The organism is Nocardia sp. CNS-044 (genome assembly GCF_059570515.1).
This window is the reverse complement of sequence record NZ_JCANSX010000005.1, coordinates 1117470-1137238: the sequence shown is the minus strand read 5'-3', so window position 1 is coordinate 1137238 and position 19769 is coordinate 1117470. Positions and strand designations below refer to the sequence as shown.

Below are 19769 nucleotides of genomic sequence, written 5' to 3'. Positions count from 1 at the left end.
ATCAGCGCGATGAGCCCGGCGCGATCTGGTCGGCGTAGCGCGTCCACCGTCAGGAGAACGAGTAGGTGACGCCCGTGAGCTTCTCCGACAACTCCCACAGCCCCCTTGCGACGGCCTCGTCGCGGGACTGCTTGGTCGAACCCGAGATGCCCGGGTAGCCGCGCATGCCGCCGAGCCCGGTGGGGCCGTAGAACGCGCCCGGCTCGATCGGCGTGACGGTGGCGGCGTAAAGCTCTGGCAGCGCGCCCATTTCGGCGCTCTGCGCGAACAGCCGGTTGCCGACCGACATGATCGGGTCGAGCAGCGACTCGGTGTGCGACTGCAATTCGGTCGCGGCGTAGCCGGGGTGCGCGGCCACCGAGATCTTGCCGGAACCGGCGGCGGTCAGCTTGCGCTGCAACTCGTAGGCGAACATCAGGTTGGCCAGCTTGGCCCGCCCGTAGGCGGCCCAGCGCTGGTATTTCCTGCGCTCCCAGTTCAAGTCGTCCAGGTCGATCCTGCCGATGGCGTGCGCGCCGCTGGACACCGTGACCACCCGGTCCGAGACCTTGTCCAGTAGTAGGCCGGTCAGCGCGAAGTGGCCGAGATGGTTGGTGCCGACCTGCATTTCGAAGCCGTCTTTGGTGCGCCCCTCGGGCACCGCCATGACGCCCGCGTTGTTGATCAGCACGTCGACTCGGTCCACCGATTCGGCGAACTCGCGCACCGAGGAGAGATCGGCCAGATCGAGCGCGCGCACCGTGGCGCGCTCGCCGAGCTCGGCGGCGACCTTCTCCCCCTTGGCGACGTTGCGGCAGGCCAGCACCACATCGGCCCCCGCCCCGGCGAGCGCACGCGCCGCCACCGCGCCCAAGCCGCTGTTCGCGCCGGTGACGATGAACGTCCGGCCGGTCTGATCGGGGATGTTCGAGGCGTCCCAACGGGTCATGCCGGGAAGTTTAGTCCCGGAAGCGCGACCCGTCGCCCCGATCGAATCGAGGCGACGGGAAACCGCGTCAGGCCTGGGCGAGGATCTCCTCGTCGGTCATGGCCGCGACCTCCAGATACAGCTTGGCGACCTCGTCCAGCCGGTCCGGCGTGCCCGCCTCGGCCTCCTTCGCGAGCAAGCGCTCGGCCAGCCCCGCCACCGTGCGGCCGACGAGGATGTCCGCGACCAGCGCGTGCTCCGCGTCGAGCCATTCGCGGACCCGGGCGATCGCCGTCGTCGCGAGCACCGAGTCGCCGCCGAGCCCGAAGAAGTCGTCGTGCACGCCGAGCCGCGGCACGCCGAGCACCTCGGCGATGATGGCCGCGAGCGCCGACTCCAGCGGCGTGCGCGGCGCGAGGTCCGCGGTGTCCTGCGCCGAGGGCTCGAGCAGCGCGACGACCGCGCGGCGGTCGAGCTTGCCGTTGTCGGTGAGCGGCATGTCCTCCAGGAGTTCGATGCGAGTCGGAATCATGTAGCCGGGCAACAGATCCGAGATCGCGCCGACCAGATCCACAGTGCTGCCCGGGAACCCGGCCACGGCCGCGACCAGCTTCGGCGCACCCGTTCCGACCACGGCCGCGACCGCGTGCCGGACGCCCGGCGCGGTGCGCAGCGCGCTCTCCACCTCACCGAGTTCCACACGGTAGCCACGGATCTGCACCTGGTGGTCGGCGCGGCCGAGGAATTCGATCGTGCCGTCCGGCCAGTAGCGGGCCATGTCGCCGGTGCGGTACCAGCGGATGTCGTCGTGCGTCACGAACCGTTCGGCGGTGCGCTCGGGATCGTTGCGGTAACCCGCGGCGACGTTCGCGCCGCCCACCCAGAATTCGCCCGGCACCCAGTCCGGGCAGTCGCGGCCCGCCGAATTGACCACGCGGCAGCGCACATTGCGCAGCGGAACGCCGAACGGCACCGTCGTCCAGTGCGCGGGCGGATCGCTGACCTCGCAAATGGTGTTGTGGATGGACGTTTCGGTCGCGCCGCCCAGGCCGGAGAAGCGGCAGCCGGGCACTTGCGCGGCGAGCCTGCGCGCGAGATCGGCGCCGACCCAGTCGCCGCCAAGGGTCACCGCGCGCAGCGAGTCGCCCAGTTCGTCGCCGCCGATCTCGAGGATCATGTCGAGCATGCTCGGCACGCAGTTGAGGATGGTCACCCGGAAGTGCCGCAACAGCTCGACCCAGGTGGTCGCCTCCTCGCGCTGCCTCGGATTCAGCGCGACGACGGAGCCGCCGACCGAGAACATGCCGAAGATGTCGTAGACCGAGGCGTCGAACTCCAGGGCGGACAGCCCGAGTACCCGGTCGCCGGGACCGACCCCGAACCAGTCGTTCACGGCGTCGATGGTGTTCATCGGGCCGCTGTGCGGTAGGTCGACGCCCTTGGGCACGCCGGTCGAACCGGAGGTGAACAGCACGTATGCGATGGCGGAGGTATCCGGGATCACCGGCGCGGCAAGCGGATTCGGGTGCTGTGCGGCCTGCGAGACCGGCACGCAGGCGATCTCGGGACTTCCCATGTCCGCACCGTCGACGGTGAGCGCGGCCACCACCTCGCCGGTGCGCAGGATTTCCGCGCGCCTGCCCACCGGCTGGTCGAAGCCGATCGGCACGTAGGTCGCGCCCGCCGCGAGCACACCGAGCACCGCGAGGATCTGATCCGGGCCCTTCGGCAACTGCACCGCGACGGTATCGCCCTGCCGCACGCCCTGATCCCGCAGCGCACCGGCCACGGCCAGTGCCTGCGTGGCCAATTCGCCGTAGCTCCATCCGCCGTCGACGCCGTCGGTCTGCCACAGCACCGCGGGCGCGTCGGGCGTCGCCGCGGCGTGCTGGAAGAAGCCCTCGTGCAGCGCGCGGCCGGTCACCGGTCCGTCGGTCGCGTTGACCTGCGCGCGCACGGTGGCCTGCGCGAGCGGAAGACGTACCGCCGCCTCGGCATTCCACCCGGCCTCGCCCGCGCCGAGCCGCGCGATGGCGTCGGTGTAGCTGGTGAACATCGCGTCGATCACGCCTTCGGGGAAGGCGGATTCGCGCACGTCCCAGTTCAGCAGCAGGCCGCCGCGCACCTCGGTGACCTGCGCGTCGAGCAGCACCTGCGGGCCCTGCGAGATGATCCAGACCGGCTCGCCGAAGGTCTCGGTCACCGAATCGGCGAACAGCTCGCCGAGATTGAGCGCACTGGTGTAGACGATCGGCGCGAGCACCGGCTCGCCGCGGTGGCGGCCGAGGTCGCGCAGCACCTCGAGGCCGGAATAGGCGGTGTGCGCGCCGCTTTCGTGCATCGAGCGCTGCAACGCCCGAGCACGGTCGGCGACCGTCAAGTCCGCGCTGACATCCACCTCGAGCATGATCGACGACGTGAAATCGCCGATCACGCGATCGATGTCGGGATGCACCGGCTCACGGTGGAACAGCGGCACGTTCAACAGGAATCGGCTCTGCGCGGACCAGCCGCCGATGGTTTCGGCGAACACCGCGGCCAGCGCCATGGCCGGGGTGATGCCGCGCGCGTGCGCGGCGTCCAGCAGCCGCTGCTTGGCCTCCGGCTCGAGCCAGTGGTTGTAGCGGACGGTCCGGTGCGGGTCGGCGCGCTCGCTGACCGGAATGGTCGGCAGCTCGGGCGAACCGGGCAGCCGAGACAGCCGTTCCTGCCACCACTGCTTGTCGCGCTCCCGCGCGGCCGCGTCGATCTGACGTTCGGTGCGGTAGCGGCGGTAGCTGTAGGTCTCGGCGGGCAGCGACCCGCCGTGGTAGAGCTCGGCCAGGTCGGAGATCAGGACGCGGTAGCTCATGGCGTCGCCCGCGAGCATGTCGACGTCGAGGTGCAGGCGGGTGCGGTCGTCGGCCAGCAGGCTGAGCGTCACGTCGAGGACCTGCCCGGCCTCGATGTCGAGACGCTGGTGGGTCTTGCTGTCGCGCAGGCGTTCCAGCTCGGCGGCCGCGGCTTCGGCGGACTCCGCGCGCAGGTCGACGACGGAGAACACCGGACGGCCGGGCGCGGGCATCGTCTGCTGCGTTCCATCCGGCAGCACCCGGGTGCGCAGCATCGGGTGCGCGGCGACCAGGGCCGCGACGGCGCGCTCGAGCCGCTCGGGATCGACGGCGGAACCGTCGAATTCGACGTACAGGTGCGCGGCGACGCCGCCCAGATCCTGTTCGTCGGAGCGGCCGATCCAGTAGGCGTGCTGCATGGTCGCCAGCGGGAAGGGCTCGGATTCGTCCCCGGCCTCGGCGGATTCGACCAGTGCGGTGGCCGACTCGACGGGCGCTGTACCGGATTCGGCGAGTGCCACGGCAGATTCGCCCGTCTCGGCGTCCGACTCCGCGGCTGCGGCTTCTGCGGGTGCGGCGCCCGCGCCGAGCAACCGGGACCATTCCGCGACGGTCGGCGTGGCGGCCAGCTGGGCGAAGTTGACGTCCGCGCCGCGCTTGCGCCAACCACCGGCCAGTTTCATGGTCCGGATGGAATCCAGGCCCAGCTGGATCAGATCGTCCTCGTCGGCGATCGCGTCGATATCGATGCCGAGTTGCCCGGCGATCGCGGCGCGGATCTCGTCCCGGCCGATCACCGCGTGCGCGGCGCTCCCCGCTCCGTCCCCCGGTCGCTGTGCTGGCTCCATGTGCCGCTGTACTCCTTGTTCGCCGCCGCATCCGGCGGATCGAGACTGCTCGGCGATAGCGTATCGCACTGAGATAGGGTTGCCTAACCTACATAAAGAGACCCTAATTACTAGATCCGAGAACTACCCGTTCCGACTTTGTGAGGCGGCCCGTGACCACCACATCCAGCACCCACCGAGAGGGCTACGTCCCCTTCCCCGCCGACGCGGCCGAGAACTATCGGGCCGCCGGCTACTGGACCGGCCGCGCGCTCGGCGACCTGCTGCGCGAGACCGCGCGCAAGGAGCCGGGGCGCACCGCGCTGATCACCGACGCGGGGGAGCGCAGTTACGCGGAAGTGGACGCCGAGGCCGATCGGATGGCGCACGGTCTGCTCGCGCTGGGCATCGTGCCGGGCGACCGCGTCGTCGTGCAGTTGCCCAACGTGCCCGAGTTCCTGACGGTGCTGTTCGGTCTGCTGCGGGCGGGCATCATCCCGGTGCTGACGCTGCCCGCCCACCGCAGGGCCGAAATCGAGCATCTGGCCGCGCTTTCCGAGGCGGTGGGTTACGTCATCGTCGACCGGCACGGCGATTTCGACTACCGGGAACTGGCCGCGACGGTGCGCGAGTCCGTGCCGAGCTTGCGCCACGTGCTCGTGCTCGGCGAGCCGGGCGCGTTCACCGACCTGAATTCGGTCCCCTGCGACGGCGCTGGGTTGTCGCTCCCCGAGGTCGACCCGAGCGACATCGCGCTGATGCTGGTCTCGGGCGGCACCACCGGCCTGCCCAAGCTGATCGCCCGCACGCACGACGATTACGCATACAACGCCACCGCGAGCGCCGCGGTGTGCGAGCTCACCGCCGACGACGTCTACCTGGCGACGCTGCCCGCCGCGCACAACTTCCCGCTCGCCTGCCCCGGCATCCTCGGCACCGTGAGCGTCGGCGGCACGGTCGCGTTCGTCACCGATCCGAGCCCCGAGAGCGCCTTCGCCGCCATCGAGAAGCACCGGGTCACGGTCACCGCCGTGGTGCCGCCGCTGGCCCAGTTGTGGTGCGCGGCAACCGAATGGGAGGACGCCGACCTCGCCTCGCTGCGCCTGCTCCAAGTCGGCGGCGCGCGTCTGGCCGAGGTGAACGCCGTCGAGGTCACCCCCGCTCTCGGCGCCACCTTGCAGCAGGTGTTCGGCATGGCCGAGGGTCTGCTCAACTACACCCGGCTCGACGATCCGGCCGAGCTGCTGCACACCACCCAGGGCAGACCGCTCTCCCCCGCCGACGAGGTGCGGGTGGTGGACGGCGAAGGCAACGACGTCGCGCCGGGCGAGGAGGGTGAGCTGCTCACCAAGGGCCCCTATACGATTCGCGGCTACTACCGCGCGCCCGAGCACAACGCCCGCGCCTTCACTCCCGACGGCTACTACCGCAGCGGCGACCTGGTCCGTCGCCTCCCGTCCGGCCACCTCGTGGTCTCCGGCCGGATCAAGGACGTGATCAACCGCGGCGGCGAGAACATCTCCTGCGACGAGCTCGAGGAGCACCTGCTCGCCCATCCGGCCGTCCGGCACGCCGCCGCGGTCGGGCTGCCGGACGCGGCGCTCGGCGAAAAGGTCTGCGCGATACTGGTCGTCGACGGCGCGATGCCGACCCTGGCCGAAATCAAGACCTTCCTCACCGACCGCGGCCTCGCCACCTACAAGCTGCCCGACGTGCTGCGCCAGGCGGACGAGCTGCCGATCACCGCGGTCGGCAAGATCGATAAGAAGGCGCTGCGCGCCCAGTAGTACGGTCGCGCGACTCGACATGCCGGTCGCGACTCGTCCAGGCACGGATCCGACGACACGGGCCGCCCACCGAATGGTGGGCGGCCCGTTGGTCTTTCGACGTGCGCTCGACTCTCGGCGTCCGCTACGCCTTGACGACGTACGGCGCGACGCTACCGAGCTTTTCGCAGGTCTCCTCGAATTCGCGCTCGGGACGGGACTGTCCGACGATGCCCGCGCCCGCGCGCAGCCAGGCGCCCTCGGTGGTCTGGTAGACCGCGCGCAGCACCAGCGTGGCCTCCATCGCGCCGGTCGGCGAGATCGTCACCACCGCACCGGAGTACAGCCCGCGCGGCGCACCGTCGAGGCGGAAGACCGAGTCGACGCCCTCGCGCTTGGGGATGCCGGACGCGGTGACCGACGGGAAGAGCACCTCGAGCGCGTCCCAGCTGGAGCGATCGGCGGCCAGCCTGCCGCGCACGGTGGAGGCGAGGTGCTGCACGCTGCCGCGCTCGCGCACCGCCATGAAATCGGACACCGCGGGCGTACCGGGATCGGCGACCGCGCTGATCTCGGCGAACGAGGTCTGCACCGAAATGGCGTGCTCCACGATCTCTTTCGGATCGCTGACCAGATCGGCGCGGGCCGCCATGTCGACCTCCGCGCCGAGGCCGAAGGCGCGGGTGCCCGCCAGCGGCTCGGTGGTGACCACCCGGTCCTCGTCGACGGAGGCGACCAGCTCCGGGCTGAAGCCCGCGGCTTCGAGACCGCCGAGCCGCAGCAGGAAGGAGCGGGCGGGCGTGTTGTTCGCCCGGCCGAGCCGGTAGGTGGCGGGCACGTCGACCGCGAACGGCAGCTCGACCTTCCTGGAGAGGATGACCTTCTGGTAACGGCCGGAACGGATTTCCGCGACAGCCTCGGCGACCCGGTCGCGGTAACCGGTCGGATCCACCCGGATGTCGGCCGGGTGCGGCGTCGGCAGGTCGCTGCCCTGCGCCTCGGCGATGAGATCGTGGATGTCACCGGTCTCGCTCGGCGTGGCGCCCGAGATGCGAATACCGGATTCGTCCACACGGACCTCGATGCGCGGAATCATCAGGTGCGCCAAGGGCGTCCGCTCGTCCAAGTGCGCGGTCGCGTCCAGCGCCCACGCGCAGAACTCGAATCCGATCCAGCCGTAGGCGCGACGGCCGTCCAGCGGCAGCAGGCCGAGGGCCTCGTCCAGAGCTCGCGCGGGCGTGCCCGTCCAGCTCGTGGTGGTGGTCTTCCCCTCCCAGGTGACGCGCAGTTCGCGCACGTCGAGTTCGATGCTGCCGATCGGATCGGCCGCGAACACCCACTCCCCCGGACGTTCGTACATCACGTACTCGCCGAAACTATCCGCCGCAGCCAGCCGTGACATCGCTGCCGCCGGATCGGTTACATACTCTACGCGCAAGCGCTCGTCCGTGGTCGACAACGATCCTCCAAGGTAACCCTGACCTAACTTCGAGAGGTAAGGTTAGCATTACCTCGGCACCGCGAAAGTGTGCTCGCGACCACATGATGTTTATTGCGGCAAACGCCCTGGGCGACACCGGTTATCCGGCCGCAACGGCCGCCGCGCACTGTCGGACACTCCGCCGCGCGCTTCCCGCGACCGCCGCTCCCCGCCTGCCGCGCCCGCGTTCGAGGGCAGCCCGCTGCGCGCGTTCACCGCACCGGAATCGAACTCGCCGCGCGGAGTGCCTGCGCACAGCGGCGCGGCAGGCTTGAATGAAGGAAGCGTCACCTGCGGAGGGAAGAACATCGATGATCGATCACCGCGGCGGCTCGCCGACGAAGTCAGCTACCGCGCCCCGGTCGGTGGTGGCGCTGGTGGACGCCACCTCCGGGGTCGAGCGCGAACTGGTCGGCGCCTGGCTCGGCGACGGCGGCATCGCCAAGGAGATCGGCACCGACGCGCCGATCACCCAGCTCGACCTGGACTCGGACGCGATCGCGGACAGGCTGGTCGGTCGCCGCGACGACCCGCTGGTGGTGCCGATCCGGGTGCTCTGGCTGCCGCCCGAGCGCGACGGCGTGCGCCGGATGACCTTCGCCGATCTGGCGATGCTGACCAATCCCCGCAAACCACACTGGCTCGCGCAGCGCAAGCTGGTGCGCAAATCGCCGGACCGGCACGTGATCCTGACCGGGCAACCCGCTCTGCTGAGCGAGCTGCGCGTCAACAATCCCGAGGCCTCCGCGCTGCACGCGGCGGGAACCGCCGAGCCGTTCGCCCGCGCCATCCTGCGCGCCGCGGTGGTCGCGCTGGAACGCGCGGAGCGGTCCATCATCGGCGACCGATACAAGGTGCCCCGGCTGGTGGCCGAGGAGATCCTCGACTCCCCCGACTTCTTGCGCAGGCTGGAGCTGATCGCCGACCGGATCGGCGCGGATCCCCAGGAGGTGTATCGCCGCGCGGAGCGGGCGCTCAACGAACTGGTCGCCGCGCAGAGCCGGACGGTCTCGGATCTGTTCACCCAGGCCATGCGACCGGTGCACGCCTCGACGTGGAAAGTCGACACCGACGACTCCGGCCTTGCCGCGCTGCGCGCGCTCAACCGCCGCTATCCGCTGGTCTTCCTGCCCTCGCACCGTTCCTACGTGGACGCGTTCGTGCTCGGTGACGTGCTGGCCCGCAACGACTTCCCGCCCAACCACGTGATCGGCGGCGCCAATCTGCGGTTCTGGCCGCTCGGCCCGATCGCGCGGCGCACCGGCACGGTGTTCATCCGGCGTAGCTTCGGCGACGACGAGGTCTACAAGGCGGTGGTCGAGGAGTACTTCGCCTACCTGGTCGCCAAACGCTTCAACCTGGAGTGGTACTTCGAGGGCGGCCGCACCCGCACCGGCAAGCTGCGCCCGCCGCGTTACGGCCTGCTCAACTACCTCGCCGCCGCGGTGCGCGCCGACCGCGTCGACGACGTCATGCTGGTCCCGGTATCGATCACCTACGAGCGGCTCAACGAACTCGGCGCCATCGCCACCGAACAGGCGGGCGGCACCAAGAAACCGGAGGGGCTGGCCTGGATGGCGCGCTACATCCGCAGCCAGCAGCATTCGGCGGGCCGCGTCTACGTCCGCTTCGGCGCGCCGCTCTCGGCCCGCGACCGGCTGGCCGCGCACGGCGACCCGCTCGCTCCGCCGCGGATCTCGATTCCCTTGCACCACACCGAATCGGTCGCCGAGCCGGTCGCCGACACCGATCCGGAGACCATGGAGCGCGAGCGAAAGGCCGTGCAGCGCCTGGCTTTCGAGATCGCCGTCGGGATCAACACGGTCACGCCCATCACCGTCAACTCGCTGGTCACACTGGCCCTGCTCGGCGTGGACGAGCGCGCGCTCACCCTCGGCGAGGTCCGCTCGCTGCTCGCGCCGGTGCTCGGCTACATCGAGAAGCGCGAGCTGCCCAGCGGTGAGCTCGACGCGCTGCGCGACGAACCGAACCTGGCCGTTGTGCTGGAACAGCTTTCGCTGGCCAAGGTGGTGACCGTCTATCGCGGCGGCCTGGAGCCGGTGTATTCGATCGAGAGCGGCGCGCACCTGGAGGCCGCGTTCTACCGCAACAGCGCCGTGCACTGGTTCGTGAACCGGGCGATCCTGGAATTGTCGATCCTCGCCGCGGTGGATTCCGGTGCGCCCGACCAGCTTCGGACCGGATGGGACGAGGCGTTCCGGCTGCGCGACCTGTTGAAGTTCGAGTTCTTCTTCCCGGACCGCGCGGAATTCACCACCCAGATCACCGCCGAGATGCTGCTCGTCGATCCGGAGTGGAACGGACGCAGCCGCAAGGACACCCTCGGCACCGACATCCTCGGGAAGCTCACCGCCTCCGGATTCATGATGGCCCACCGCGTGCTGCGCTCGTTCTTCGACGCGCAGCTCGTCGTCGCCGAGCGGTTGGCCGCGCGCGATCCCGGCGCCGCGATCGACCGCAAGGAATTCCTCGACGAATGCGTGTCAGTGGGCAGGCAGATGCTGCTCCAGCAGCGCCTGCACAGCCCGGAATCGGTGTCCACCGAACTGTTCGGCAGTGCGCTGAAACTGGCCGACAACCACGGGCTGCTGCGGCCGGTATCGGGGACCTCGGCCAAGGACCGCACCGAATTGATCGCGCGCCGTGCCGAATTCGCCGATCGGCTGCGCGGTATCGGGGCCCGCATCGCGCAGGCCGCGGCCCTCGACCCGTCCAACATCCCGGGGCTGGGGGCGCGATGAGCCAGGCCGCAGCCCCGCGCCCGGCCGCCGATGATCGAGGCGGACCGGGGGATGCGCCCGCCGATCTCGGCGCGATGTTGTCCGCCATCCGATCCGGGCCGCAGGGACCCGAGATCGCCGCGGTGTTCGACTTCGGCGGCACTGTCGTGGACGGGTTCCCCCGGCCGCCGCTGTATCGCAGGGCGTTGGGCGGCGGCGCGCGCGGCCTGTCCGCGACGCTGCTCGGCAGCATCCGCAACGGGCTGACCGACGGCGAGTACAGCCGCTTCCTCCAGCAGGCCGCCCAGGTGCTGGCCGGGCGGACCGAGGACGAGCTCGACGAACTAGGCGTCCAGCTGTTCCGCCGCGCCGTCTACGGGCACCTGTATCCCGAAGCGTGGCAATTGATCCGGACGCACGAGGCGGCCGGGCACACCGTGGTGCTGACCAGTTCGCTGACCAGGTTCCAGGTCGCGCCCGCCGCCGCCGCGCTCGGCGTCCGGCACGTGCTCTGCACCGAGATGGCCACCAGCGACGGCCTGCTCACCGGCTACACCGCGGGGAAGACCCTGTGGCGGCACGGCAAAGCCGACGCCGTGCGCACGTTCGCCTCGGCCAACGGCATCGACCTGAGCCGCAGTTACGCCTACGCCGACGGTGTCGCGGACCTACCGGTGCTCGCGCTCGTCGGCCACCCGGTCGCGGTCAACCCCGAACGCAAGCTGGGCGCGATGGCGACCGACAACGCTTGGCCGTCGCTGGCCTTCCGGCCGCGCAGAGCGCCTCGGCCGCTGGACTACCTGCGCACGATCGCCGGTTTCGCGGCGCTGATCGGCGGCGCGGTGTTCGGCGTGCTCGCCAAGTCGTACACCGGGCAGCGCAGGAAGATGGCCGACGCGCTGATGGCGTACGGCACCGGCGCGACGCTGCGCGCGCTCGGCGTGCGCGTCCGGGTGACCGGCGCCGAGCACGCGCGAGGGCCGCGCCCCGCCGTCTTCCTGTTCAACCACCAGAGCCAGTTCGACGTGATCATCGTGCCGAACGTGATCGGCGGCGGTGTCACCGGCATCGGCAAGAAGGAGTTGACCCGCAACCCCCTGTTCGGTCCGCTGATGCGCTTCGTCGGCGTGACCTTCATCGACCGATCGGACACCCATCGCGCCAGAGCGGCGCTGGCGCCCGTGGTCGAGACGCTGTGCGGGGGGCTGTCGATCGCCGTCTCGCCGGAGGGAACCCGTTCGTACACACCGGAAGTCGGGCCGTTCAAGAAGGGCGCCTTCCACATCGCGCACCAGGCGGGCGTTCCGGTGATCCCGGTGGTGATCCGCAACGCGGGCGAGATCTCCTGGCGCAATTCGATGATCGCGCGGCGCGGGACGGTGGACGTCGCGATCCTGGCGCCCATCGATGTGCGCGACTGGGATCCGGCGGCGATGAACGAGCAGGTCGAGACGGTACGGCAGCTGTTTCTTGCGACGTTGCTCGACTGGCCGAACACCGGATCGAGTGATATGGAACACACTGCGCCGCAACGCGATTGACCTAAACAATTCTTGAGGTTTCAAGATGAGTCTCACAACGAATTCACAGCTTCGCCTCAGGAGACCGGAACCATGTCTGTCGCACACGCCACCACCGCACCCACCATCCAGATCCCCGCCGTGAACCGCCCGGTCGCCGTCCTCGGCGCGGTCGCCGCCGGCGTGCTGGCCAACCTCGTCGTCTGGCTGATCGGCGCCGCCGCGGGCGGCTCCTTCGTCATTGTCGACGGCACGACCACCCAGGACGTCGCGCCCGGCGGCGTGATCGTCATGTCCGCCGTCCCGCTGGCGGTCGGGCTGACCGCCGCCGCCCTGCTGTCCTACCGCTGGGTGGGCGTGCTGCGGATCGCCGCGGTGGTCGGCTCGGCGCTGAGCCTCGCCACCATCGTGGGCACCGTCGCCGCCAACTTCGACACCGCGTCCACCGTGGCGCTGTCGATCATGCACGTGCTGCTGGTGCCGGTCATCGTTGTCAGCATGGAGGGCCTGCGCAAGCACCTGATCGAGCGCTGAGCCCGGCCGAATGAGCACCGAACACAACAGAGCCCCGCCTCCGTTTCCCGGACGCGGGGCTCTGCGGTGTGGTCAGACCGAGCGGCCGAACAGCAGCTTCCACGGCATCAGCGCCGACTCCAGCTGCACCTTCAGACTCATCTTCGAGGCGCCCAGGGTGCGCTCCTCGAACCGGATCGGCACCTCGGCGATCGCGATGCCCCGCTTGACCGTCCGGTAGTTCATCTCGACCTGGAACGAGTAGCCGTTGCTCCGGATCGAGGCCACGTCGATGGCGCGCAGCGTGTCGGCCTTCCATGCCTTGAAGCCCGCGGTGGCGTCCTTGACGCCCAAGCGCAGGATCAGGTTCACGTAGAAGTTCGCCCACGCCGAGAGCGCCTTGCGGTACCACTTCCACTCCTCGGCGGTAGAACCGCCCGGGACGTACCGCGAGCCGAGCACGACGCCCGCCTCGGTGTCGCGCAGCTTCTCCAGCATGGCCGGAATCACCTCGGCCGGATGCGAGAGATCGGCGTCCATCTGAATCACCACGTCGGCGCCTTCGTCCAGCGCCCGGGTGATACCGGCGACGTAGGCGCGGCCGAGTCCGTCCTTCTCCGTGCGGTGCAGCACGCCGACCACGTTCGGCAGCTCGGCGGCCAGCTTGTCGGCGACCTCCCCGGTGCCGTCCGGCGAGTTGTCGTCGACGACGAGGACGTGCAGGTCGGCCACCGGCAGCGCCGTCAGCCGCTCCACCGCCACCGGCAGATTCTCCCGCTCGTTGTAGGTCGGCACAACAACGGTAACCCTCAAGGGTCGCCCTCCCTGCTCACCTGGTCCGGCCCGCAGCCCACGCCGGACCGCCGAGCACTCGTTCGATTCTGAGAAACCGTACTCGATCGACCTGATGGGCACCTGAGCGGCCGGACGCGGCGTCGAGGGTATTACGCGCCGTGATCCGGACCAAGATCAAGTCGCGGACCTGCGGCGACGGTCGCGCCGCCGCGCGTTCCCGCGCCGCGCGAACGAAATCTGTTGTCGCGCAGGAAGGGTTTCAGTCGCCGTCGCGCCAGGATCGGTCGCGTGCGTCCTCGCGCTCGTTGCGCGCCCGGACGATCTCCAGCGCGCGTTCGGCCGTGGCCTGGTCCGGATACGGGCCCATCCGGTCCCGGAACCAGCACTGGCGGCCCTTCTCGGCACGCTGGTGCTTCAAGCAGTAGTACCACCGTTCAGCCATGCCCCCAGCATCCCACCTCGCCGACCACCCGGCCCACGTTTCCGGACGGGACCGGGATACGCCAACGCCCGCGAAACGAAAAATCCCCCCGCCGGACCGGCGAGGGGATTGTGGTGGCCAGGGCCGGGATCGAACCGGCGACCTTCCGCTTTTCAGGCGGACGCTCGTACCAACTGAGCTACCTGGCCGCAGGCACCCGTTCCGAATGCCATACGCTAAACGCCGGATTGCTCCGGCGCTTATTTGCGACCCTGACGGGACTCGAACCCGCGACCTCCGCCGTGACAGGGCGGCGCGCTAACCAACTGCGCCACAGGGCCTTGCTCTGCTACCAACGGTCCGAAGACCGTACCCCCTACGGGATTCGAACCCGCGCTACCGCCTTGAAAGGGCGGCGTCCTAGGCCGCTAGACGAAGGGGGCTCGTCCCGGATTTCTCCGGACCGGCTTTTCAACGGGTATCCGTTGGGAGCTCGCATAGCTTATGACAGTCTCGCCGAGTTTCCCAAATCGGCTGGTCAGAGGCCCAGACCGAGCTCTTCCAGCCGTGCGGACGCGCGCCATCCGTCGACCCGGAACTTCGCGCCCCACTCCGGGGTGGACATCGCATCGACCACGACCTCGAGCACCTCCTGGAAGCGCGAGCGCAGATCGGTCGCGCCGCCCAGCAGATCGAGCATGTAGCGCTGCCCCGCGAGACCGGCCGCCAGCGTCCTGGTGAACCGGTCCGGATCGGCGTCGGCGCGCAGCTGTCCGTGCTCGATGGCGCGCACGGCCAGCACCCTGGTCGCACGGCCGAGGATGCGACCGCCGCCGGTTTGCACGTCGCGATAGAAGTCCGGCTCGATGATCAAGCGGTACTCCGCCTGCACGATGATGTCGTGCTCGAGCCGGAGCGCCATCTCGTCGATCATCCCGTGCAAGGTGTCCAGCGGGCCGAGATCCGTTCTAGCGAGCCAGCGTTCGGCCGAGGACCGATACCGCTCCACCGCCGTCTCCAGTACCGCGCGTGCCAGATCTTCCTTGGAATCGAAATGGAAGTACATCGCCCCCTTGGTCGCGCGCGATCCCTCCAATATGCGGTTGAGCGATGCAGCGGCATAGCCGCTCTTCCCGAACTCAACGGCGGCGGACCTGATAATCGCCGCACGTGTCCGGCGGGCCCGCTCTTGCTGCCGTGCCATGCTCGAAACGCCTCCGAAGCCTACTCGCCGCCAATCGGTGCCCCCCATAGGAACGAACCCTTGGCGCGAAGTTATGAGTTTTATCAATACTTCAAACCGGGTTTTCGCCCAGTTTCAAACTTTCGGTACGAAAACTTGCGAAAAACCTGAAACACACCAGCTGGTATAGTTTGCCTGCCCGGGTGCGCCGCAGGGGGTGCGCACCCGGGCAAACATCGTCTCGGATCAGCCTCCTGCGGCATCGACTCCTTGTTCGCCACGATCGGCCGTACCGTTCGTGACACGTTCGGGCACAACAACGATAAGCCGAATTCCAGTTCGCCGGGTGTGGCGGCGATTCTTCCGGAATTCACCAAGGCGTCACCGTACCCGGAAACTCCTTGCGACACGCGGCAAACCGAAGAGTCAGATAGCCGCCGGACTCGGATATCTGTTACAGCAAACATCTCGCAATCAGAATCGGGCATCGCCCCGATTACCGAATTCGGCAGCGTCGCAGGGCTGTTCACCCGACCCGACCGGCAGGCTCGACGCCCGTCCGCCATCCGCGCGACCATCGCCCGCGCCGTCCACGCGCTCCCCCGAGCTTCGGTCTCCCGCCCTCTGCAAATCCAAAGTCCCTGGAAGCCAACATGATTGGATGATATCCAGTTCTACGCGGAATGAACAAAGCTGGGTGCCAAATGTTTACCGGCAGCATCGCCTCGCCCGCCTCCCTTGTTACCGCACGCGCCGCCACCACTCGAACCGCGCCGCCGACCGCCCGGCCGCACGCCCCCCGACCCACCCCCGCCCGGGTTGGGCGATACGGACCCCGCGCACTACACTTTCCCTTCGCGCCCCTATAGCTCAGTTGGTAGAGCTACGGACTTTTAATCCGCAGGTCGTAGGTTCGAGCCCTACTGGGGGCACACCGCCGCAGGCGCCCGGATCCATCCGGGCGCCTGCGGTTCTTTCTGTCCGGAGAAGGCCGAGGATGCCTCGGCTCTCGTCGGCACTTGGGGCAGATCCGCCCCGGCGTGGGGCGCGGTGCTGCCTCAACCGACGGAAAGGAAACGCCACTGCTGTATGTCGGCCCCGTTTTGGGGAAGCAGCGTGAGCTTCCATCCCCCCTGCCCGTTGGTAGGGGTGAGGGCCATGCCGTCGTAGACGATCGGCGATCGCTCGGAGTCACCGTCGATGGTCCACAGGAGGTCACTGAACCCGCACTCGGCCTGCCCGCCCTCCGACGGTTTGTCCAGCACGAGCGGCATGTTCGAGCCCTGGTTGAAGACCACGTAGACCCCGTCGCCGAGCCCATCGAACCGCCACTGCTGCCGCGGGCCGCCGTCGGCGAAGTCGACCATTCCCACGCTCGCCCCGTCGTCGCTGGTGACCGCCATCACGGATCCTGGGTCCGCGCAGTTGAATATCAGGTATATCCCGCTGAAAATCTCGGCCATGGTCTGCGTCCTCACTGTGTGAGCGCACCGCCACTGAGCTTCGAACTTCCCGGTGACGCCGCGCTGCTGTCGTAGTCGTAGGCGAATCTCCGAGTTCAGTAATCAGCATCGCATCAGGACCGGATTCCGGTGCCGAGATCACCTAGGGCAGGCGGCGGCCGAGACCGGTTGCTCGGCGCGGCGGTGCCTGAGCAGATCGGTTGCGGCACAGCGTCGAGCGGTCGCATAGCGCCTCCCAGCGCGGCGACGCAGGAGGACATCGCCACCCGGCGCTAACGCCGAAGGCCTCGCGACGATAGACCAGACGCTGCGGGCCGACGTGTCTTCTGTCACCGGACGCCAGGCTCGACGCGGCTTACACTCGGGGGGTGCGCCGAGCGTCAACGACGACGTATGAAGTGCATCACCGGGCGCCGATTCTCAGCTGGATGCGTTTCGCATCACACCTACGGTGCCGTAAGGTATGGCCGCATCAGCACGGTCTACCCGGGGGGACGACCTGCAAGCGTGCACGCACTCAATGAAGGGCTATTACATGGCAAGGGATCTGACTCAACTCGAGCTGCTCACGGAGTTGGAGCCGGTTGCCGAACAAAACGTCAACCGGCACCTCTCCTTGGCAAAGGAATGGCATCCCCACGACTACGTCCCGTGGGACGAGGGCCGCAACTTCGCGGCACTCGGGGGTGTCGACTGGGACCCGGAGCAGTCCCGATTGAGCGAGGTCGCCAAGGCGGCCATGATCACGAACCTGCTGACCGAGGACAACCTCCCCTCCTACCACCGCGAGATCGCCGAGAACTTCTCGCAGGACGGCGCGTGGGGCACCTGGGTGGGGCGCTGGACCGCCGAGGAGAACCGGCACGGCATCGTCATGCGTGACTACCTGGTGGTCACCCGCGGCGTCGACCCGGTCGCACTCGAAGAGGCCCGCATGGTCCACATGACCAACGGCTTCGCCTCCCCCACCGAGGCCGACGCCGGCTTCCTGCACTCGGTGGCCTACGTGACCTTCCAGGAACTCGCCACCCGCGTCTCGCACCGCAACACCGGCAAGGTCTGCGACGACCCGATCGCCGACCGCATGCTGCAGCGCGTCGCCGCCGACGAGAACCTGCACATGATCTTCTACCGCAACATGTGCGGTGCGGCCCTCGACCTGGCGCCCGACCAGACCCTCGAGGCCATCACGCTGATCCTGGAGAACTTCCAGATGCCCGGCGCGGGCATGCCCAACTTCCGCCGCAACGGCGTGCTGATGGCCAAGCACGGCATCTACGACCTGCGCCAGCACCTCGAGGACGTCGTGGAGCCGGTGCTGAAGAAGTGGAACATCTTCGAGCGCGACGACTTCACCCCGCGCGGCGAGGCCGTCCGCGAGCGGCTCGGCAACTTCCTGGAAAAGCTCGGCAAGGACGTCGTGAAGTTCGAGGAGCAGCGCGACCGCATGCTGGCTCGCGAAGCCAAGAAGCGCGAACTCGCAGGCGCCGCCGCGATCTGATCGCACGGTAAAAGCAAGCGCCGCCGCTGGAATCATTCCGGCGGCGGCGCGCTTTTGTCCGAACCGTATTCAGTTCAGCGGCAATGCGCCGTCGGTGCCGCCGACATCGGTGATCTTCCAATCGGAGTTCTCATCCAGCGTGACGTTGTAAGTCACCGTGGTTTGCGCGCCTTCCGGGCTCTGCGCATTCGTCGAACTCACGTTCACGAAGACATTCACCTTGTAGACGCCGTTGTCCTCGGAAACGACCTTCGCGGAAATGGGCGAGGCGGTGGACGTCCACTTCAGCGGGACCAGAATCTGCTCCAGCTTGGGCGCTGTGGCGTCGAATTTGTTCGCCAGCTGGGGAGTGGTGTTGGCCTTCAGCTTTCCGATCCACGCGTTGATGTCCTGATAATTCACCGTCGCCGCGCCGACCGCGTAATCGGTGGCGACCTGTTCGGCGCGGCGGTCCTCGGCGGCGCGCTGAGCTTGTTCGTCGAGATCGCTCTTGGCCGACCACCACAGCACGCCGAACAGCACGGTCAGCACGGCGAGGACGCCGACGGCCGCACCCCACAGCACCGACGTCACCGGGATGGAGACAGTGGCGCCGGACTTCGGGGCGGGGGCGGGATCGTCCTTCTTGTCGAGACGCACGTCCGACGTGCTCGCACTCTGTTCCGGGGTGGCCTTGTCGTCGGCAGGCAATGGGTACTCCGATGTCGTATTGATGATGCGTTCGCGCTATAACCGCCGGTCACGGTAGGCGTCACAGCAAGGTCGCCGATATCGCCGCTGATCGGGAGTGCGAGCGGCCGTGGTACGGCCCCCGCGATCCCACTGTCCCAGACTAAGGCGTCGAGCGCATTCGGCCGCGCGCGAGGTGCCGCCGAAGTTACCGTGGGGTTGGAGCTCATCGAGGGAGGCCATCATGGCTGCGGGCGTGGTTCTCGCTGGCAAGGTCGTGGCGATCACGGGTGGCGCCCGCGGGATCGGGCGGGCCACCGCCGAGGCGTTCCTGGCGGCGAAGGCCGCCGTGGCGATCGGGGACGTCGACGTCGAGCTGGTCGAGAAGACCGCGGCCGAGCTGGGCGCCGACCCGGACGCCAAGGTCGTCGGTCTGCCGCTGAACGTCATCGATCGCAACTCCTTCGCCGCCTTCCTCGACGCGGTGGAAGCTCGGCTCGGGCCGCTCGACGTCTTGGTGAACAACGCGGGGATCATGCCGACGGGGCTGTTCGCCGACGAGGACGAGGTGATGACCGAACGGATCATCGACGTCAACCTGCGCGGCGTCATCCACGGCAGTCGGCTGGCCACCGACCGATTCCTGGCGCGCGGCCACGGCCACCTGATCAACATCGCCTCGCTCGCCGGGACACAGGGCTTCCCCGGCCTCGCCACCTACAGCGCGACCAAGCACGCGGTGGTCGGCTTCACCTCGGCGCTGCACCTGGAGTTGAAGGAGCAGGGCGTGCAGGTGAGCGCGGTACTGCCCGGCATCGTGCGCACCGAACTCTCGGCGGGCGCGAACATGCCGAACTGGATCGAGCCGCTCACCACCGTCGACCCGGAACAGGTGGCCGCGGCGATCGTGGACACCGTGCGGCGGGCCCGTCCGCTGGTGACGGTGCCGCGCAGGCTGGCGGCCGTCATCAAGTCCACCCAGCTGATGCCCTACCGGGTGCAGCTGGCCGTGGCCAAGCTCACCGGCGCGACCACGGCGTATACGGAACCGGACCCGGCGATACGGGAGATCTACCACCGGCGACTGCGCGGGGAGTGAATCGGCGCACGTCACGCCACGGTGCCGCCGGGTCGGGCATGCCCTGATGAGAC

Annotated in this window: 14 protein-coding genes and 4 tRNA genes; 7 read left to right on the top strand and 11 right to left on the bottom strand. The window is 68.8% G+C overall.

Translation table 11 applies throughout. The annotated features are described in order from the left end of the window. Nucleotides 1–49: 49 nt before the first annotated feature. Both T333_RS06225 and T333_RS06220 read right to left on the bottom strand, forming a co-directional pair. Complete coding sequence (locus T333_RS06225; protein ID WP_496423879.1) at nt 50–928, bottom strand: oxidoreductase; 879 nt, start codon at nt 926–928, stop codon at nt 50–52. A gap of 67 nt (nt 929–995) precedes the next feature. Further along, the gene (locus T333_RS06220; protein ID WP_496423878.1) at nt 996–4586 is read right to left on the bottom strand and encodes a non-ribosomal peptide synthetase; all 3591 of its coding nucleotides are present in this window, start codon (nt 4584–4586) and stop codon (nt 996–998) included. Nucleotides 4587–4738: 152 nt separating this feature from the next. Between T333_RS06220 and T333_RS06215 the strand changes: the two genes are divergently transcribed. Beyond that, nucleotides 4739–6352, top strand: a complete 1614-nt coding sequence (locus T333_RS06215) for a (2,3-dihydroxybenzoyl)adenylate synthase (protein WP_496423877.1) — start codon at nt 4739–4741, stop codon at nt 6350–6352. A 124-nt stretch (nt 6353–6476) separates the two neighbouring features. Here the strand turns inward: T333_RS06215 and nbtS are convergent, their stop codons facing one another. Further along, nucleotides 6477–7790, bottom strand: a complete 1314-nt coding sequence (gene nbtS / locus T333_RS06210) for a nocobactin biosynthesis salicylate synthase NbtS (RefSeq protein ID WP_496423876.1) — start codon at nt 7788–7790, stop codon at nt 6477–6479. Between the two features lie 332 nt (nt 7791–8122). On the opposite strand from nbtS, the gene T333_RS06205 reads away from it, so the two are divergent. From T333_RS06205 to T333_RS06195, 3 genes are all read left to right on the top strand, one after another. Beyond that, on the top strand, nt 8123–10573 hold the full coding sequence (locus T333_RS06205) for a glycerol-3-phosphate 1-O-acyltransferase (RefSeq protein ID WP_355000286.1): 2451 nt from the start codon (nt 8123–8125) through the stop codon (nt 10571–10573). After that, on the top strand, nt 10570–12093 hold the full coding sequence (locus tag T333_RS06200; protein WP_496423875.1) for an HAD-IB family hydrolase: 1524 nt from the start codon (nt 10570–10572) through the stop codon (nt 12091–12093). Before T333_RS06205 ends, T333_RS06200 begins: the two co-directional genes overlap by 4 nt. A gap of 72 nt (nt 12094–12165) precedes the next feature. Continuing rightward, nucleotides 12166–12606 (top strand): DUF6069 family protein, encoded by a 441-nt coding sequence (locus T333_RS06195; RefSeq protein WP_496423874.1) that lies wholly within the window; start codon nt 12166–12168, stop codon nt 12604–12606. 72 nt (nt 12607–12678) lie between these two features. Here T333_RS06195 and T333_RS06190 read toward each other — a convergent pair whose 3' ends face one another. From T333_RS06190 to T333_RS06165, 6 genes are all read right to left on the bottom strand, one after another. Further along, a complete protein-coding gene (locus tag T333_RS06190) occupies nt 12679–13398 on the bottom strand; it encodes a polyprenol monophosphomannose synthase (protein ID WP_355000289.1) in 720 nt (239 codons plus the stop codon). A gap of 241 nt (nt 13399–13639) precedes the next feature. Beyond that, nucleotides 13640–13822 (bottom strand): hypothetical protein, encoded by a 183-nt coding sequence (locus tag T333_RS06185; protein ID WP_067790454.1) that lies wholly within the window; start codon nt 13820–13822, stop codon nt 13640–13642. Nucleotides 13823–13933: 111 nt separating this feature from the next. Further along, nucleotides 13934–14010, bottom strand: a tRNA-Phe gene (locus T333_RS06180). 58 nt (nt 14011–14068) lie between these two features. Further along, nucleotides 14069–14142, bottom strand: a tRNA-Asp gene (locus T333_RS06175). A gap of 29 nt (nt 14143–14171) precedes the next feature. Beyond that, nucleotides 14172–14244: transfer RNA gene (locus T333_RS06170), tRNA-Glu, on the bottom strand. Between the two features lie 95 nt (nt 14245–14339). Beyond that, nucleotides 14340–15005 (bottom strand): TetR family transcriptional regulator, encoded by a 666-nt coding sequence (locus T333_RS06165; protein ID WP_355000291.1) that lies wholly within the window; start codon nt 15003–15005, stop codon nt 14340–14342. A gap of 838 nt (nt 15006–15843) precedes the next feature. Here T333_RS06165 and T333_RS06160 point away from each other — a divergent pair. Next, a tRNA-Lys gene (locus T333_RS06160) sits at nt 15844–15916 on the top strand. 126 nt (nt 15917–16042) lie between these two features. On the opposite strand, the gene T333_RS06155 is transcribed toward T333_RS06160, so the two are convergent. After that, the gene (locus T333_RS06155; RefSeq protein ID WP_355000292.1) at nt 16043–16447 is read right to left on the bottom strand and encodes an RICIN domain-containing protein; all 405 of its coding nucleotides are present in this window, start codon (nt 16445–16447) and stop codon (nt 16043–16045) included. Between the two features lie 535 nt (nt 16448–16982). Between T333_RS06155 and T333_RS06150 the strand changes: the two genes are divergently transcribed. Beyond that, a complete protein-coding gene (locus tag T333_RS06150) occupies nt 16983–17948 on the top strand; it encodes an acyl-ACP desaturase (RefSeq protein ID WP_355000293.1) in 966 nt (321 codons plus the stop codon). A gap of 69 nt (nt 17949–18017) precedes the next feature. Here T333_RS06150 and T333_RS06145 read toward each other — a convergent pair whose 3' ends face one another. Then, nucleotides 18018–18638 (bottom strand): hypothetical protein, encoded by a 621-nt coding sequence (locus T333_RS06145; RefSeq protein WP_496423873.1) that lies wholly within the window; start codon nt 18636–18638, stop codon nt 18018–18020. A 235-nt stretch (nt 18639–18873) separates the two neighbouring features. Between T333_RS06145 and T333_RS06140 the strand changes: the two genes are divergently transcribed. Beyond that, entirely contained in the window at nt 18874–19716 is an 843-nt protein-coding gene (locus T333_RS06140; protein WP_496424154.1) for an SDR family oxidoreductase, read from the top strand. Nucleotides 19717–19769 lie beyond the last annotated feature (53 nt).